The organism is Virgisporangium ochraceum (assembly GCF_016863655.1).
Classification (GTDB): domain Bacteria; phylum Actinomycetota; class Actinomycetes; order Mycobacteriales; family Micromonosporaceae; genus Virgisporangium; species Virgisporangium ochraceum.
In genome coordinates this window covers 34,810-48,483 of record NZ_BOPH01000090.1, presented here as the reverse complement: position 1 = coordinate 48,483, position 13,674 = coordinate 34,810, and the positions used below count along the sequence as shown (strand labels likewise).

The following is a 13,674-nucleotide window of genomic DNA, read 5'->3' as shown; positions in this document are numbered from 1 at the left end:
CTCCCTGGCCGGACTCTACCCGGTGGACCAGTGGGCACTTGCCCACTAGAGTGGGCGCATGCCCACTCAGCCGTTCCAGCACCGCGAGATCGCCGAGTCGTTCGGTGCCGACGCCGAGCGCTACGACCGCACCCGCCCCCGCTACCCCACCGAGGTCGTCGACGCGATCGTGGCCGCGTGCCCGGGTCGGCGCGTGCTCGACGTCGGCTGCGGAACCGGAATTTCCTCCCGGCAGTTCCAGGCGGCCGGATGCGACGTGCTCGGGGTCGACGTCGACGCCCGCATGGCGGAGTGGGCCCGCGGCCGCGGCCTCGACGTCGAGGTCGGCGCGTTCGAGACGTGGGACCCGGCCGGCCGCGTCTTCGACGCCGTCGTCGCCGGGCAGACGTGGCACTGGGTCGACCCGGTGGCCGGCGCGGAGAAGGCGGCGCAGGTGCTGCGCCCGGGAGGCCGGCTGGCCGTCTTCTGGAACGCGCACCAGCCACCGGACGACCTCGCCGAGGCGATGGGCGCGGTCTACGCCCGGGCGCTGCCCGGCTCGCCGATGGCCGCGGCCGCCTCCGCCGCCGGGTCGGACCCGTACGCGGTGATGGCCGGTACGGCGGCCGACGGCATCCGGGAGGCGGGCGGCTTCGCCGAGCCGGAGCACCGGCGGCACGGGTGGAGCCGCGTCTACACCCGCGACGAGTGGCTCGACCAGGTTCCTACGCACGGCGGCCACAGCCGGCTGCCGGCCGAGCAACTGGAGGCGATCCTGGCCGGCATAGGCGCCGCCGTCGACGCGGTCGGCGGCAGCTTCCCGATGCGCTACACCACGGTGACGGTCACCGCGCTACGCGTGTAGGTCCGCCAGCGGCACGTCGGGGTCGGTGAGGCGGTCGGTGTCGACCGTGGTGCCCGCCCAGCCGGCCCGCACGATCGCCTGGATGTCGTCGGTCACGTCCCACACGTTGACGTTCATGCCGGCCAGCACCTGCCCGCCGGCGGTCCAGAACGCGACGAACTCCCGGGTCGCCGGGTCGCCGCGGAACACCACCCGCTCGTAGCCACCCGGCTCGAACCAGCCGGCGAACTCCATGCCGAGGTCGTACTGGTCGGTGAAGAAGTACGGCACCGGGTCGTAGGTGACGTCCCGGCCGAGCATCGCCTTCGCCGCGGCCGGCCCGCCGTTGAGCGCGTTCGCCCAGTGCTCGACGCGCAGGTGCCGCTTCAGCCCGGGGTGCTCCCACGACGCCACGTCGCCGCACGCGTAGATGTCCGGGTCGGAGGTGCGCAGGCCCGCGTCGGTCACCACGCCGTTGTCGACCGCGAGCCCGGCGGCCCCGGCCAGTTCGACGTTCGGCTGGATGCCGACCCCGACGACGACGAGACCGGCCGGAAGCTCCTCGCCGGTCTCGAGCACGACGCCGTCGGGCCGGATCTCGCGGGTCTTCACGCCGAACCGGAACGCGACGCCGTGATCGGTGTGCAGGTCGCGGAAGACGGCCGCCACCTCGTCGCCCAGCACCCGCCGCAGCGGCAGCGTGTCGAGTTCGACCACGGTGACCTCGCAGCCCGCGGTGCGCGCCGCCGCGGCGGTCTCCAGGCCGATCCAGCCGGCGCCCACGACCACCACCCGGGGCCGCTCGGCGAACGCGGCCTTCAACGCCTCCGACTCCTCGATGCGCCGCAGGTACCGCACGTGCGGCAGGTCGGCACCCGGCAGGTCGAGCCGGCGCACGCGCGACCCGGTGGCGAGCAGCAGCTTGTCGTAGCCGACCGAGGACCCGTCGGCGAGCGCCACGGTCTTCGACGCGCGGTCGACAGCGGTGGCCGCGTGACCGAGCAGCAGCTCGACGCGCTGGTCGGCGTACCAGGCGGCGTCGTGTGGGAAAGCGCTCTCACGCGGGTCGTTGCCGAGCAGGTACCCCTTCGACAGCGGCGGCCGCTCGTACGGCAGGTCGCTCTCCTCGCCGACCAGCACCACCCGCCCGTCGAACCCCTCGGCCCGGAGCGTCTCGGCCGCCTTCGCACCGGCGAACGACGCACCCACGATGACGAAACCCTGCTCGGACATGGCTGGCCTCCTGTCGACGATGACGGCCCTGGCACATCACCGCCTCACCATACGACCCCGCCCGCCCGGGACAGAGACACTCACCGATACCCGGTAGTACGATCCCGCGTGACGGAGGCGGCTCCCGACGCGACGGACCCCGATACGACGGGCCTCGCCCGTGCCGCACAGGCCGGCGACCCGACGGCGATGGACACGCTCGTCGAGAGTCACCTGACGCTGGTCTACAACGTGATCGGCCGCGTGCTCAACGCCTGCGGACGCCGCGCGACCCCGAACGGTTCCGGCCGTGGCTGCTCGCCATCGCCTACCGGCAGGTCCAGCTGCATCTGCGCGTGCGGCAGCGGACGCGGCTGCGCCGGCACCCGGTCGACGTGCCCGACCAGGGTGGCGACCTCGCTGTGGTGGCAGGAGATCTCCGGCGAGCTGACGCGGCGGTGGAGCGGAGCCGCCGATCCGGTGTGGCGCAAGCGGTTGGTGCGCCACGTCCGCGACTGCCCACGGTGTCGGCGGTTCCAGGCGGGCCTGGTGGCGCCGGATACCCTGCTGCTGGGCGCCGCGGTGCTGCCGGTACCGGTGGCCGTCCTCGCCGCGGTGCAGGCGGCGCTGCACGCAAGGGCGTTGCGCACCGTGGCGTTCGGTCCGATGGTCCTCTCGTACCTTCCGGCGGCGGTGCAGCGCCGGGCGGTCGCCGCCGCGACGGCCGCCGACGGTCGTCGCGCCGTCCGCGCCGGCTCACCACGCCGGTCGACATCCGCACGAACGGCACCGGCCGCCCGCCGCGTCACGGTGGTCAACTTCCGTGACGAGCGCCCGGTGCTCGACGCGTCGGGGATCCCCGCCGACAAGTGGGCGGTGACCCAGCAGACCGCGTACTGGACCGTGCAGGGCCTGGAGATCCGCGGCGCGCCGACGCACGCGTGGATGTGCCGGGCGTGCAGCAACACCGTCTTCCGGAGCATGTCGAGCCATCACAACGGCCCGTCCGGGCTGATGCTGCGCGACGACGGCACGGTGAACAACCAGGTGCTCGACAGCGACTTCCACGACAACGGCACCGGCCTGAGCGTGCAGTTCGGCGACGGCGCCGGCAACCTCGTGCGGGGCAACCGGGCGTACGGCAACCCGGCCGCCGGGTACGACCTCGGCACCTTCCGCAGCCCCGTGAGCATCGAGTACACCTGGGCCTACGGCAACGGGGCCAAACGGGTTCACGTTCGGCGGTGGCCCCGATCCGTTGGAGGCCGCGCACAAGGTGCGCCACAACGCCGCGTGGGCCGACACCGGCCACGGCTTCAGCAACGACGGCAACCGTAACGTCGCCGTCGACAACGGTTCCGACGTGCGGGTCGGAACCACCGCGAAGGCCGACGACAACAGCTGGCAGGAGGGCGACTCCTCGGCCGACCTGTTCCGGTCGGTCGACGCGTCGACGGCGGAAGGCCCCCGCGCCTCGGACGGGGCCTTCCCGGAACCGACTACCTCGCTACGCGAAACGGTCGGGGCGCCTCGATGTCCGGCCGCTAACGGACCTGGATGTTCGGCCGAGGCGGGATGACCATGATCATTCCTCTCCGCACGCTCGGACTCCGATGTTCGCCTGCGGGCCGCTGTAGGTGCGCAGCAGCGACGGGACGCTGGCGGCCGGGTCGAGCGTGTACGGGTAGAAGCTCGACGGCGTGAACGCCGACCCGTTGGTCTGCTGCCGGCGCGTGCGGTTGACGACAATGCTGCCGCTCTGGCGCAGCTGCGCGGCCGAGGTGTCGTTGTAGTACGGGTTGTTGACGCGCTCGAAGTAGCTGTTCTCCAGCACCATCCGCGTGCCACCGCGCGACAGGTTGCCGTACGAGGCGATGTTCTGCAGGTAGTTGTTGTACAGGTGGGCGTAGGCCACGTTGTCGGTGCTTGGTGTTGCCGAGGTTGTTCCACGACACGGTCAGGTTCGTGGTGTCCTCACGGCTGTCGATGAGCCCGTCGTTGGCGCGCTGGATCGTGTTGTGGTCGATCCAGATGTTCGACGAGTTGTCCATCTGGATGCCGTCGTAGTCGAAGTCCTTGTCGTCCGGGTCGTCGGAGGCCACCAGCGTGCCGCCGATGGTGAGGTTGCGGATGACGACGTTGCGGACGCTCTCCAGGATGAACCCGCCGTTGAGGATCCGGCCCGAACGGCCCAAGCCGATGATGGTCTTGTTCGACGCCACCGGGATCTCGGCGCCGTAGGGCGTCACGGTGATCGTGGCGTTGACGCGGATGACGTACGAGCCGCTCATCGCCGCGTACCGCTTCAGGTCGGCGAGGTTCGACACGGTGACCGTGGTGCCGCCGGCCCCGGTCGAACAGCCACTGCATCCGGGAGATGTCGGAGCACGTCTCCTGCACCACCGGGTTGTTCCCGGCCGTCGACCCGTCCCGGTTGCTGACGCACAGGCCGGACACCACGCTGGTCACCCGGAACTTGCCCGACGCCGCACCCGACGCGACGAAAGACCCGCCACCGTTGGTGGGAGTGGCGGCCCGGGCGGATGGCGTGCCGACGCCTATCGCGGCGGGGATGGCGACCGCGAGGGCGGCGAGGGTCGACCACCTACGTCTTCTGTGCACTTCCGGTCTTTTCCTCGGGGGTGTGGTGGGAAAGATGCGGCGACGACGTGCGCATTACCAGAAGCGACACATTCGACTGTGTTCGACACTGCCTTCGACGGCTGCGGTCGAACGCGGGCGGGTCTACGGTGTGGTCATGAGCACCGCCGCGTTCCAGGAGGCCCGCGAGTTCCTCCTCGCGCACCGTGACGACTACGACACGACCTACCGCGGGTTCCGCTGGCCCGAGCTGACCACGTTCAACTGGGCCATCGACTGGTTCGACGTGGCCGCCGCCGGGCCGCACGGCGGCTCGCCCGCGCTCTGGATCGTCGAGGAGGACGGGTCGGAGCAGAAGCTCACGTTCGCCGAGCTGTCCGAGCGGTCGAACCGGGTCGCCACCTGGCTGCGCGGGCAGGGCGTGCGGCGCGGCGACCGGGTCATCCTCATGCTCGGCAACCAGGTCGAGCTGTGGGAGTGTCTGCTCGCCGCGATGAAGCTCGGCGCGGTGGTCATCCCGGCCACGCCGCTGCTCGGACCGGCCGATCTCCGCGACCGGCTCGACCGTGGCGACGCCGCGCACGTCATCGTCGGCTCGGCCAACACCGGCAAGTTCGCCGACGTCGCCGGCGACTACACGCGGATTGCCGTCGGGGCACCGGTGAACGGCTGGCTCCCGTACTCGTACGGAGACGTCGCCTTCGAGCCCGACGGTGAGACGAACGCCGACGACACCCTGCTGCTGTACTTCACCTCGGGCACCACAGCACTACCGAAGCTGGTGGAGCACACGCACGCCTCGTACCCGGTCGGCCACCTGTCCACGATGTACTGGATCGGGCTGCGGCCCGGCGACGTGCACCTGAACATCTCGTCGCCAGGCTGGGCCAAGCACGCCTGGAGCAACGTGTTCGCGCCGTGGAACGCGCTCGCGTGCGTGTTCATCTACAACTACACGCGCTTCGACGCGGCCGGCCTGCTCGCACAGATGCAGCGGTGCGGGGTCACCAGCTTCTGCGCGCCACCGACGGTGTGGCGCATGCTCGTGCAGGCCGACCTGAGCCGGCTGACGACGCCACCGTCCATCGTGGTCGGTGCCGGCGAGCCGCTGAACCCCGAGGTGATCGAGCAGGTGCAGCGCGCGTGGGGCGTCACGGTCCGCGACGGCTTCGGCCAGACCGAGACCACGGTGCAGGTCGCCAACACGCCGGGGCAGCCCGTGAAACCCGGTTCGATGGGACGGGCCACCCCGGGCTACACGGTCGTGCTGGTCGACCCGGTCACCGGCAGACCCGCCGACGAGGGCGAGATCTGCCTCGACCTGAGCCGGCGACCGCTCGGCCTGATGACCGGCTACCACGGCGACCCCGAGCGCAACGCCGAGGCGATGGCCGGCGGCTACTACCACACCGGCGACATCGGCTCCCGCGACGCCGACGGCTACATCACCTACGTCGGCCGCATGGACGACGTGTTCAAGGCGTCGGACTACCGCATCTCGCCGTTCGAGCTGGAGAGCGTGCTCATCGAGCACGACGCGGTGGCCGAGGCGGCCGTGGTGCCGGCGCCCGACCCGCTGCGCCTCGCCGTTCCCAAGGCGTACGTGGTGCTCGCGTCCGGGTGGGAGCCCACGAACGAGACGGCACAGGCCATCTTCCGCCACTGCCGCGAGCATCTGGCCCCGTACAAGCGGATCCGCCGCATCGAGTTCGCCGAGCTGCCGAAGACCATCTCCGGAAAGATCCGCCGGGTCGAGCTCCGCGAACGCGCGGCGGTCGACGAGTTCAGCGAGGACCCGTCGCCTCTGCCGGCGACAGACCAGCCGTCGTAGCCTCCTCGGTCACCAGGTCGGCGTTGATCATCGCGCCGGCCATGGCACCGGCCGCGGCCGACGCACCCACCTGTGCGGTGAGGTCGGTGACGTTGCCGGCCACCCAGACACCCGGCACCTCCGTGCGGCCACCGACCTCCGCGGGAACGTACTCGCCGGCCCCGGTGGGGTGCTCGACCGTGCGCAGCCCCAGCTTGCCGAGCAGACCGGCCCGCGCGACCATCCTCGTCGCCACCGCCACGGCGCCGACCGGTGTCACGCTGCCGTCGGCCAGCCGCACGCCGGTGATCCCGTCGTCGGTGGACTCCACGGCGGCGACCTCACCGGCCACGATGGAGATTCCGCGCGTGGCGAGCTTCGCCGCGTCGTCGCCCTCCGGCGCCGGCCGGGTGTGCGTGAAGAACGTGACGTCGTCGCTCAGTTGGCGGAACAGCAGCGCCTGGTGCACCGACATCGGGCCGCTGGAGATGACCCCGATCGGCCGGTCGCGCACCTCCCAGCCGTGGCAGTACGGGCAGTGCACGACGTCGCGGCCCCACCGCTCCCGCAGGCCCGGGATCTCGGGCAGCTCGTCGACGAGGCCGGTGGTCACCAGGATCCGGCGCGCCTCGAACGAGCGGCCGTCGGCAAGGGTCACGGTGAAGCCCTCGGTGACGGCGTCGACGGAACCGGAGATCACCTCGCCGCCGTATCGACGCACCTCGGCCCGGCCGCGCTCCAGCAGCTCCAACGGCGACACGCCGTCATGGCCGAGCAGACCGTGCACGCCTTCCGCCGGTGCGTTCCGCGGCGTTCCCGCGTCGATCACGAGCACCGACCGCTTCGACCGGGCCAGCATCAGCGCACCACTGAGACCGGCGGCCCCACCACCCACGACAATCACGTCATACATGGGGTCTACGTTCCGCGCTCACGTGCGTCCCGGCAAATGTCTTTGCCAGAATGGCAAGGTGCCACTATGTGAGGGTGAAGGACACCCTCGACGCCGTCGGCCCCCGCCTCCGCGCGCTCCGGCAGCAACGCGAAACCACCCTCGCCGAGCTGTCGGCGGAAACCGGGATCTCGGTGAGCACGCTGTCGCGCCTCGAGTCCGGCAGCCGGCGGCCGACCCTGGAACTGCTGCTGCCGTTGGCGCGGGCGCACGGGGTGACGCTCGACGAGCTGGTCGACGCCCCGCCCACCGGCGACCCGCGGATCCACCTGAAACCGGTGCGGAAGTTCGGGATGACGCTGCTGCCGCTCACGAAGAGGGCCGGCGGAATCCAGGCGTACAAGCTCGTGATCCCGGCCCGCAGCCGGCGCCGGCAGCCGGAGCTGCAGACGCACGAGGGCTACGAGTGGGTGTACGTCCTCAATGGACGGTTGCGCGTGCTGCTCGGTGAGCACGACCTGACCCTGGAGCCCGGCGAGGCCGCCGAGTTCGACACGCGGGTGCCGCACTGGTTCGGCGCCGCCGACAACGACGCCGTCGAGTTCCTCAGCCTGTTCGGCGCGCAGGGCGAGCGCGCCCACCTCCGCGCGTCGCCGAAGAGAAGGACTTGACTTTGTCTCAAGCTATGTCGCACTCTATTGGTACAACGGATGCGACATTGGAGGGCGTATGGACGAGAACCTGAAACTGGCCGGAGACTGGCTGCGCCAGCACGGCCTGAACGAGGCCGACGCCACGCCGGTGCTCGCTACGCGCCTCGACGTGCGCCGCAGGGCGAAGCTGTTCAACAGCCTCCTGCTCGCCGGCCTGTACATCGCCGCCGCCGCGGCGCAGGCCGTGATCCTCACGTTCAGCCCCGACACCCCGGCGTTCGTCGCGCTGCTCGCCGTCGTGGCCGGCGGCCTGCTCGCCGGCCAGTTCATGGTGGACCGGTGGGTGCGGTCGGTCGATCGGCAGGTGGGCGCCACGCTGTCCCGGCGGGCGGCCCATCCCCTCCACCCCGGCTGGCGGGCCCTGTTCGGCCCCGCACACGCCCTGCTGGGCCTGGGCGCGTTCGCCGGCGCGGCGGCGTTGGCGGTCAGCGCGCTCGTGGTCTCCGATCCGACCGTGCGGTACACGGCCCTCGTGCTGGTCATCGGGGTCTTCGCGGTCGGCGCCATGGTCGCCGTCCAGGTGCGGCACCTCGTGATGCGTCCGGTCGTGGCCGACGACGCGATGTCCCTGACCGCCGACGTCATCATGCGGATCGAGGATGCCCGCGACACGAACACGCCGGCGGTACTGTGGTCGCTGCCGGTGGTGCTGATGTTCGGGTTCGCGCCGATGTGGTGGGGGGTGGCGTCGGTGGTGTTCCTGGTCGCCGGCACGGCCGCGCTCGTCCTGGTGCAGTACAAGGCGCCGAGCAGCGGCGTCATGGCGCGCCGGGTGGTCCGGGTCCGATGATCGTCATCGACTCGGCCTCGCCCACCCCGCCGTACGAGCAGCTACGCCTGCAGCTCGCGCGCCAGATCGGCGACCACACGCTGGCGGTCGGCACCCGGCTGCCGACGGTCCGCCAGCTGGCGGCCGACCTCGGGCTGGCCGTGAACACGGTCGGCCGGGCCTACCGCGAGCTGGAGGAGGCCGGGCTGATCGAGACCCGCGGCCGGGCCGGCTCGTTCGTCTCGGCCGCCGGGGAGACCGGACGCGCGCGGGCGCAGCAGGCCGCCGCCGACTACGCCGCGGTGGTGACGAGCGTCGGCATCGACGCCGAGGAGGCACTGCGCATCGTGCGCGCCGCCTTGAGCCAGGGCCGCCCCGCCCCCGCCGGCTAACGCCCTTTCGGCGCGCGTCAGCCGGCCCCCAGCAGCGAGACCAGCGGACCGTCGGGTCGGCGCAGGGCGGCGATACCCCGGCCGGCCCGGCTCTTCACGGTTCCCACCGAGCAGTTCAGCTCCGCCGCGATCTCCCGCTCCGACAGCCCGCCCCAGTACCGCAGCACCAGCACCACCCGCTGCTGCGCCGGCAGTCCCCGCAGCGCGGCCAGCACGGCCGCCGCGGTGTCGAAGCCCTCGTACGGGTCGCCGCCCGCGGTATCGGGGACCGACACCGTCGGCCGCTCCCGGCGCCACAACCGGCGCCCGGCGCGCCACGCGGCCCGGGTCATCACCTGCCGGGTGTAGGCCTCGGGCGCGCCGTCGGGGTACAGCCGCCGCCAGGCGCGGTACGTCTTGACCAGCGCGTCCTGGGTGAGGTCCTCGCCGAGGCCGTGGTCGCCGGTCAGCAGCACGCCGTGCCGTACCAGGGCCGCGTACCGGGCGGTCACGAACTCGGCGAAGCCGTCGGGGGCGGTCACCGCGTGACCTTCACGCTCTGCCGGTTCCAGCCGTCGGCCGACAGCTTCACCCGTCCGCCCCGCGACGACGTCGCTTCGCCGCACCTCGCGTCCACGCCGACCATCACCGTCACGTACGTGGAGTCGGGATACAGGAACACGACACGCTGTCGCGCCGTGTCGCCCGGACACTCGACCCCGGCCGGGACCGGTTCCTCCAGCCCCGTCAACCAGGTGCGCAGGTCCTCGATCCGCGCCGGTTCGGTGATGGTCGCGGACACCTCCGAATCCGTTCCCAGAATGACGACGCGGGCGGCCCCGGGCGGCACCACGAGCGTGCCGGGCGCGACGGGTTCGGTGCGGATGGCGGCGACCACCTGCCGCAGCTCACCGCGTGGCAGTGAGAAGAGGAGGTCGACGCCGGACCACGGCACCCACATCGTGAGGTACCGGTACTCCGAGTCGGGACCGGGACCCAGGGGGTCGGTTCCGTTGTGCAGGATGAAGGCCGGCTGCCCACCCGTCAGGATGATCTGCCGCGCGTACTGGTCGCCCTTGCGCAGCGTGAACGTCGGTCGGGCCCCGCGCGCCGAGATGTACGAGGCCGGGTCGGTGCAGGGCCCGCCGGGAATCACGGACGCCGCAATGAGCACGGTGTGCCGGACCGTCTCGCAGATGCCCTGGTCGGCGGTGGCGACCGTCCACCCGGGCAGCGGTAGCCGCAGCCCGCCCGCCCGCAGCACCCCGTTCTCCACGGTCACGGTGGCCGTGCCGGTCACCGCGCTGGCGACCGGTGCGGGCGTCGCCGTCGCCGGATCGTCGGGCGCCGGCCCGGTGAGCGTCGTACCGGCGACGACCGCACCGGCGACCAGCGTGCACGCGGCTACGGCCGCCGCCCCCGCCGCGGCGATCCGGCGCCGTCGGGCGACGCGCACCCGGCCGAGTACCGCACCCACCGGGTCGGGCTCGCGGGGCCGGACTCCGCCGGCCGCCCGGTCGAGCAGCTCCTTCACCCGGTCACCCATCGACCTCAACCTCCCCCTCGGATGCGAACACCCTCACAAAGACCTCGGCAGCGGGGAAAGGTTCCCGCGGCTACGGGAAGATCGGGGAATGGGTGTGACCGTGGGGCCGGCGCTGGCCGTCGCCGTGGTCGTGCTGGTCGCGGCGGCCGCGGCCGTCGCCCGGTATTTCTCGTTCGGCGTGACCCGGGACGTGGTGGTCGCGTCGGCCCGCGCGGTCGGCCAGCTCGCCGCGGTCTCCCTGATCCTGGCCGCCGTTCTGGCGTCGGGCTGGGCCACCGCCGGTTTCATCGGGCTGATGCTCGCGGTGGCCGCTGTGACGTCGGCCCGCCGGATCGCGAAGAAGGCGTCGAGTGGACGCTGGGCAGCGGCACCCATCGCCGCCGGCGCGCTGCCGGTGCTGGCGATCGTGCTCGCCACCGGCGCGGTGCCCCGCGAGACGATCGCGGTGCTGCCGGTGGCCGGCATCCTCGTCGGCGGTGCGATGACGGCCACCTCGCTGGCCGGCCGCCGCGCCGTCGACGACCTGCGCACCCGCCACGGCGAGTACGAGGCGGCGCTGGCCCTGGGCTTCACGCCGCGTGCCGCGACGCTGGAACTCTGCCGGCCGGTCGCCGCGCAGGCCCTCGTGCCGGCCCTCGACCAGACCCGCACCGTCGGCCTGGTGACCCTGCCCGGCGCGTTCGTCGGGGTGCTCCTGGGCGGCGGCTCCCCGCTGCAGGCCGGCGCCGTGCAGCTGCTCGTCCTGGTGGGCCTGCTGCTCGCCGAGGCGATCGCGGCCGCGCTGACGGTGGAGGTCATCGCCGCCGGCCGCCTCCCGGTGGGTGGCGTGCACCGCTGACGGGCCGGTTCAGCCGACGGGGCGCACCCGCGTGCGCCACAGGAGCCAGATGAAGTACGGGGTGCCGATCATCGCCGTGGCCAGACCCGCGGGGATCTGCGCCGGAGCGATCACCGTGCGGCCGAACGTGTCGGCGACGCTCACCAGAACCGCGCCGAGCAGCGCCGCCATCGGGAGCACCCGGCTGTGGCGTCCACCCACCAGAGCGCGCGCGGCGTGCGGCGCGACCAGGCCGACGAACCCGACCACGCCGATCGCCGCCACCGCCGTCGAGGTGAGCAGCGCCGCCGCGGTCAGCGTCAGCAGCCGGACGCGCTCCAGGCGCACCCCGAGGACGCGGGGCGTGTCGTCGTCGAGGGCCAGCAGGTCGAGCCGGCGCACCGAGCCGGCCAGCACCGACGTCAGCACGACGAGCGCGACCGCGACCGGCACCACCTGCAGCGCGGTACGACCGTAGGTCGACCCGGACAGCCAGGTGAGCGCCTTGCCGGTGTTCCACGGGTCGGTCGCGATGATGATGAACGTGATCACCGCCGTGCCGGCGGTGTAGACACCGAAGCCGATGAGGATCAGCCGGTCGGAGTCCAGGCCGCCGCGCCAGGCCAGGCCGTACACCAGGGCGAACGTGGCGACGGCGCAGGCACCGGCCACGCCGGTCATGGTCCACACGCCGACGGCCGGGATCGTGGTGATCAGCGCGACCGCGCCGACGCCCGCACCGGCGGTGACGCCGAGGATGCCCGGTTCGGCCAGCGGGTTGCGCGACACCGCCTGCACCACGGTTCCGGCGACGGCCAGCGCGGCACCGGCGAACAGCGCGGCGAGCACGCGCGGGTACCGCTGGTCGAGCACGTACGTCACCGCCGGGCCGGACCGGCCGGTCAGCCAGTTCACGACGTCACCGCCCAGCAGCCACGCGTCCCCCGCGAGCAGGCCCACGACCGTCACCACCGGAACGAGAACGACCCCGACGGCGATGACGCTCCGCACGAACCGCGCCGACCGCACCTTGGCCAGGTGGGTCGTCGCCGCGCGCCGGCCCGAGCCGGCGTCGCGGTGACCGCGTGCGAGCCACACCAGCACCACCGCGCCGAACAGCGACGTGACCACGCCGGTGGGCACGTCGACACCGGCCTGACCGCCGAGCACGAACCGCAGCAGGATGTCGGAGCCGATCACGATCACCACACCGGCGACCGCGGAGAACGGCATCAACAGCCGGTGCCGGTGCAGACCGGGCACGAACCGGGCCACCAGCCGCACGATCACCGGCGCGCACAGCCCCACGAACCCGATCGGACCGGCGATCGTGACCGCCGCGGTCGACAGCAGCACGGCGAGCACCGTGCCGATCAGGCGGGTGCGCCGCACGTGCAGGCCGAGGACCGTCGCGGTGTCGTCGCCGAGGGCGAGGATGTCGAGGCGCCGGCCCAGCACCAGGCAGCCGAGCGCCGCCAGCGCGATGACCGGCGCGGTCTGCACCACCGCGTCGAAGTCGCCCTGCACGAGGGTGCCGTTGCCCCACGCGTAGAAACCGACGGTCTCCCGCTGGAACAGCAGCATCAGCAGCACGGTCACCGCGTTCAGCGCGAACGCGGTCGCGGTGCCGGCGAGGATCAGCCGGGCCGGACCGGACGAGCCGCCGGCCGAGAGCATGAGCACGAACACGGCCGCGACCAGCCCGCCAACGAACGACAGCGCGCCCGACGGCAGGATCGGCAGCGACAGCCCGAACGCCGCGGCGGCGACCACCGTGAGCCAGGCGCCGGCGTTGACCGCCAACGTGTCGGGCGACGCCAGCGGGTTGCGGGCCAGGGACTGCAGGGTGGCACCGGCGAAACCCAGCGCCACCCCGACCGCGAGCCCGGCAACCAGACGCGGAAGCCGCGCGGCGACCAGGATCTTCGCCGCGTCCTCGTCGGAGGCGCCGAACACCCACCGGACCAGGTCGACGGCGCCGACGTCGCTGGTGCCCTGGGTCAGGTGGACCAGCGCGAGCACCACCACGAGCACGGCCGAGCCGACCGCGAGCCCCGCGACCCGCACCGGCTTCACCGGGGGAAGGGCGACCACCGGGGTCGCCCTTTCCATCACCTGAC

At 72.6% G+C, this 13,674-nt stretch carries 13 protein-coding genes and 1 pseudogene; 7 read left to right on the top strand and 7 right to left on the bottom strand.

Annotation, left to right across the window (positions count from 1 at the left end; translation table 11 throughout):
• Positions 1–58 precede the first annotated feature (58 nt).
• Positions 59–844 carry a class I SAM-dependent methyltransferase gene (locus Voc01_RS33570; protein WP_203931654.1) on the top strand — a complete coding sequence of 262 codons (786 nt, stop codon included), beginning with the start codon at positions 59–61 and terminating at the stop codon, positions 842–844.
• On the opposite strand, the gene Voc01_RS33565 is transcribed toward Voc01_RS33570, so the two are convergent.
• Positions 833–2,056, bottom strand: a complete 1,224-nt coding sequence (locus Voc01_RS33565) for an NAD(P)/FAD-dependent oxidoreductase (protein WP_203931653.1) — start codon at positions 2,054–2,056, stop codon at positions 833–835. The genes Voc01_RS33570 and Voc01_RS33565 overlap by 12 nt on opposite strands.
• A gap of 108 nt (positions 2,057–2,164) precedes the next feature.
• Here Voc01_RS33565 and Voc01_RS33560 point away from each other — a divergent pair, with 108 nt between their 5' ends.
• The gene (locus Voc01_RS33560) at positions 2,165–3,373 is read left to right on the top strand and encodes a right-handed parallel beta-helix repeat-containing protein (protein ID WP_239160652.1); all 1,209 of its coding nucleotides are present in this window, start codon (positions 2,165–2,167) and stop codon (positions 3,371–3,373) included.
• 247 nt (positions 3,374–3,620) lie between these two features.
• Here Voc01_RS33560 and Voc01_RS53390 read toward each other — a convergent pair whose 3' ends face one another.
• Both Voc01_RS53390 and Voc01_RS53385 read right to left on the bottom strand, forming a co-directional pair.
• Positions 3,621–3,950, bottom strand: a complete 330-nt coding sequence (locus Voc01_RS53390) for a hypothetical protein (protein ID WP_239160658.1) — start codon at positions 3,948–3,950, stop codon at positions 3,621–3,623.
• 142 nt (positions 3,951–4,092) lie between these two features.
• Positions 4,093–4,326 (bottom strand): annotated as a pseudogene (locus tag Voc01_RS53385) (pectate lyase family protein); the annotation flags it as partial.
• Positions 4,327–4,793: 467 nt separating this feature from the next.
• Between Voc01_RS53385 and Voc01_RS33550 the strand changes: the two are divergent.
• Positions 4,794–6,467, top strand: a complete 1,674-nt coding sequence (locus Voc01_RS33550) for an AMP-binding protein (protein WP_275423777.1) — start codon at positions 4,794–4,796, stop codon at positions 6,465–6,467.
• Here Voc01_RS33550 and Voc01_RS33545 read toward each other — a convergent pair.
• A complete protein-coding gene (locus Voc01_RS33545; protein ID WP_203931651.1) occupies positions 6,421–7,359 on the bottom strand; it encodes an NAD(P)/FAD-dependent oxidoreductase in 939 nt (312 codons plus the stop codon). The two genes, Voc01_RS33550 and Voc01_RS33545, sit on opposite strands and share 47 nt — an antisense overlap.
• A gap of 68 nt (positions 7,360–7,427) precedes the next feature.
• Here Voc01_RS33545 and Voc01_RS33540 point away from each other — a divergent pair, with 68 nt between their 5' ends.
• From Voc01_RS33540 to Voc01_RS33530, 3 genes are read left to right on the top strand one after another with little or no spacing between them, the layout of a single operon-like run.
• Positions 7,428–8,009, top strand: coding sequence for a helix-turn-helix domain-containing protein (locus tag Voc01_RS33540; protein WP_239160651.1), 582 nt, complete (start codon positions 7,428–7,430; stop codon positions 8,007–8,009).
• A 58-nt stretch (positions 8,010–8,067) separates the two neighbouring features.
• Complete coding sequence (locus Voc01_RS33535; protein ID WP_203931649.1) at positions 8,068–8,841, top strand: hypothetical protein; 774 nt, start codon at positions 8,068–8,070, stop codon at positions 8,839–8,841.
• Entirely contained in the window at positions 8,838–9,212 is a 375-nt protein-coding gene (locus Voc01_RS33530) for a GntR family transcriptional regulator (protein ID WP_203931648.1), read from the top strand. Before Voc01_RS33535 ends, Voc01_RS33530 begins: the two co-directional genes overlap by 4 nt.
• A 17-nt stretch (positions 9,213–9,229) precedes the next feature.
• Here the strand turns inward: Voc01_RS33530 and Voc01_RS33525 are convergent, their stop codons facing one another.
• Together Voc01_RS33525 and Voc01_RS33520 are read right to left on the bottom strand one after the other, a co-directional pair.
• A complete protein-coding gene (locus tag Voc01_RS33525) occupies positions 9,230–9,733 on the bottom strand; it encodes a SigE family RNA polymerase sigma factor (protein ID WP_203931647.1) in 504 nt (167 codons plus the stop codon).
• A complete protein-coding gene (locus Voc01_RS33520; protein ID WP_203931646.1) occupies positions 9,730–10,737 on the bottom strand; it encodes a hypothetical protein in 1,008 nt (335 codons plus the stop codon). The genes Voc01_RS33525 and Voc01_RS33520 overlap by 4 nt, the downstream gene beginning before the upstream one ends.
• Before the next feature lie 88 nt (positions 10,738–10,825).
• Between Voc01_RS33520 and Voc01_RS33515 the strand changes: the two genes are divergently transcribed.
• Positions 10,826–11,575, top strand: a complete 750-nt coding sequence (locus Voc01_RS33515; RefSeq protein WP_239160650.1) for an ABC transporter permease — start codon at positions 10,826–10,828, stop codon at positions 11,573–11,575.
• 9 nt (positions 11,576–11,584) lie between these two features.
• On the opposite strand, the gene Voc01_RS33510 is transcribed toward Voc01_RS33515, so the two are convergent.
• Positions 11,585–13,666 carry an iron ABC transporter permease gene (locus Voc01_RS33510; protein ID WP_203931645.1) on the bottom strand — a complete coding sequence of 694 codons (2,082 nt, stop codon included), beginning with the start codon at positions 13,664–13,666 and terminating at the stop codon, positions 11,585–11,587.
• Positions 13,667–13,674 lie beyond the last annotated feature (8 nt).